The 2,448-nt window shown below is 61.2% G+C and carries 3 protein-coding genes; all 3 read right to left on the bottom strand.

Annotation, left to right across the window (positions count from 1 at the left end; translation table 11 throughout):
• Positions 1–428 (bottom strand): 3-hydroxyacyl-ACP dehydratase FabZ (gene fabZ / locus ABYW26_RS13370; protein ID WP_372605411.1); only part of this gene is annotated, 428 nt, incomplete at its 3' end.
• A 79-nt stretch (positions 429–507) separates the two neighbouring features.
• Positions 508–1,098, bottom strand: a complete 591-nt coding sequence (locus tag ABYW26_RS13365) for an OmpH family outer membrane protein (RefSeq protein WP_372605410.1) — start codon at positions 1,096–1,098, stop codon at positions 508–510.
• The coding region (gene bamA, locus ABYW26_RS13360) for an outer membrane protein assembly factor BamA (protein WP_372605409.1) at positions 1,098–2,448 on the bottom strand (1,351 nt) is incomplete at its 5' end. The genes ABYW26_RS13365 and bamA, both read right to left, overlap by 1 nt.

Raw genomic sequence — 2,448 nt, 5'->3', positions numbered from 1 at the left:
GCCAGTTCACCGTCAACGCGGGCGATGCCCTCGAATTTCCAGACCTTGGCACCGGGCTTGCCGCGCAGGGTGGTGATGCTCATTTCCATCACGTCGCCGGGCACAACTTTGCGGCGGAATTTGCAGCCGTCGATCGACATGAAATAGACCAGCAATTCCTTGTCTTCCATGTGGTTCGACGCGGCAACCATGACTGCGGCGGTCTGGGCCATGGCCTCGACAATCGTCACACCGGGCATGATCGGCGTGGCCGGGAAATGGCCCTGAAAATGCGGCTCGTTCATGGTGACGCATTTGATGCCGACCGCCGATTTGTTCGGCTCGATGTCGCGGACTTTATCAACCAGAAGAAACGGATAGCGATGCGGGATCAGGCGCTTGATGTGGTCAATATCAATGATCGCAGGGATAGCGGTCTGCTCGGTCATGGCCTTGGTCCTTTGCGGCTGTCACCCGGTTTTCTGACCACCGGAGTAGCAAGACTGTTGCCCCGAGACAAGCGCCGGGTCACTTGGCCTCGGTCGGAGTGTCCACCGGGGCCGCATCCGGCGTTACCGGGGCCAAACGCGCATCGACCCGGTCAATCGCGTCGGCGGTAATGTCGATCTGACCCGCCGACATGATGACCGAGCGGCTGTCCATCACCGCGACGGCGCCACGCTCGCGAGCGATTTCCGACAGCACCGGCAGCGCGGCGTTGAAGAATTCTTTTTGCGCCGCCTCGCGCTGACGGATCAGCGACCGCGCCTTGTCGTCCTGCGCCTTGCGGATCGCCACGACTTTTTCGTCAAAGGCCGATGCCTTTTCGCGGAACGCCACCGGGTCCAGCGTCGGACGCTCGTCGGTCAGGGCTTTTTCCTCGGCCAGCAATTCGGCCTCGATCTTGCGGTTTTCAGCGGCAAGCGCGGTGCTGTCCTGTTCGACCCGCGCAATCAGCGACTGGCCAAAGGCGGATTCAGTGAACAGCTTTTCCTGATCGATGGTGACCAGCGGGCTGCGCAGCGGTCCGCTGGCCGCGCCGTCCTGCGCCCAAACTGCAACTGGCCCGACCCCAAGGGCCAGGCCAGCAAAAGCAAGGGCAAACGCGATCCGGCGCATCAGAACCGGGTCGAGATCGTCAGGTCAAAGTTGCGCTCGCGGTCATAGGCCTCTTTCATCAGAGCCCGCGAGAAGTTGAAACGCAACGGACCGATGGCCGTATCCCAGAACACCGAAAAGCCGATCGCCGACCGCAGATGGAAACCATCATCGACCGCGCCACCATTGGTGTTGTCCAGCATCCAGACCGAGCCGAAATCGGCGAACACACCGGCGGTGATCCCGTATTCGTCGGGCAGACCGACGGGGAACTCGGCTTCGAACCGCGCAACTGCAAAGGCGTTCCCGCCCAAGGCTTCGTTCGCGGTCGACGCCAGATCGCGCGGCCCGATGCCGTTCAGGTCAAAGCCACGGATCTTGGCGTTGGCGAAATAGCGCTGCGGGGCGCGGCTGTCGCCGCTGATCATGCTCAGCAACCCGCCTTCGAATTCCGCCCGCAGCGTCACTTCTTCGCTGAAGATCAGCTTTTCAGCCGCAACCAGAGCTTCGGTTCTCACAAAGGTGGAATCGCCGCCAACACCGGCAAAATCCTGCGTAAAGCGGAACAGAACGCCGGCTTCCGGGTTCAGGCCAACGCCGCGCGTGTCACGTGCCCAGGTATAGCCAATCGAACTGGTGACCTGCTTACCCAAGGCCGCTTCGGCCGCCAGGATCGTCGAGTCGCCGGTATAGTTATACATGTCGGTCTGATCGGCCGAATAGCGCAGCCCGATGCGGGAGAATTCGCCAGCCGGGAATTCCAGACCGGTCGAAAAGGCAAGCTGCGACACCTGATACAGAGACGAGTTCAGGTTATCCGCTGCCGATTGCGACGCCGAGATCGAGAACCGGACATCGCGGCCAAGGAAGGCCGGCTCGGCGAACGAGAAGCCCATTGTCGAGCTGTCCAGACCGCTGGAGTAGCTGAAACTCAGATACTGACCACGGCCAAGGAAGTTGGTCTCGGAAAAGCTGATCACGGCGCCAACACCCGAGGCGACGCTATAGTTCAGACCGAACGACAGGGTGCCGGTCGGTTGTTCTTCGACTTCGACGCCGATGACGACCGTATCCGGCGACGACCCTTCGCGCGCGGCCACATTCGAGGTGGCGAAGAAGCCAAGGGCGCGAATTCGCGATGCGGCTTCGCGGATGGCGCGGGCGTTGAACGGATCGCCTTCAACCGTGGTGAACTGGCGACGGATCACGCTGTCCAGCGTGGTGACGTTGCCTTCGATGTCGATACGTTCAACAAAGATGCGCGGGCCACGGTTGATTGCAAAGTCTATGTCCAAGGTCAGATCGCGGTCATTGCGGCTGATCCGCGGCTCTACACGGATGAAGTTCAAGCCCTTCTGCAGCGCAAGACGT

It is taken from the genome of Actibacterium sp. (genome assembly GCF_041584535.1).
Classification (GTDB): Bacteria; Pseudomonadota; Alphaproteobacteria; order Rhodobacterales; family Rhodobacteraceae; genus Actibacterium_D.
Note: the sequence above shows the minus strand (reverse complement) of the source record. Positions and strands in the feature narration are given on the sequence as shown.

Coding starts and splice junctions, on each gene's coding strand:
- ABYW26_RS13365 (WP_372605410.1), bottom strand. CDS start 1,098: ATGCGCCGGATCGCGTTTGCCCTTGCTTTTGCTGGCCTGGCCCTTGGG.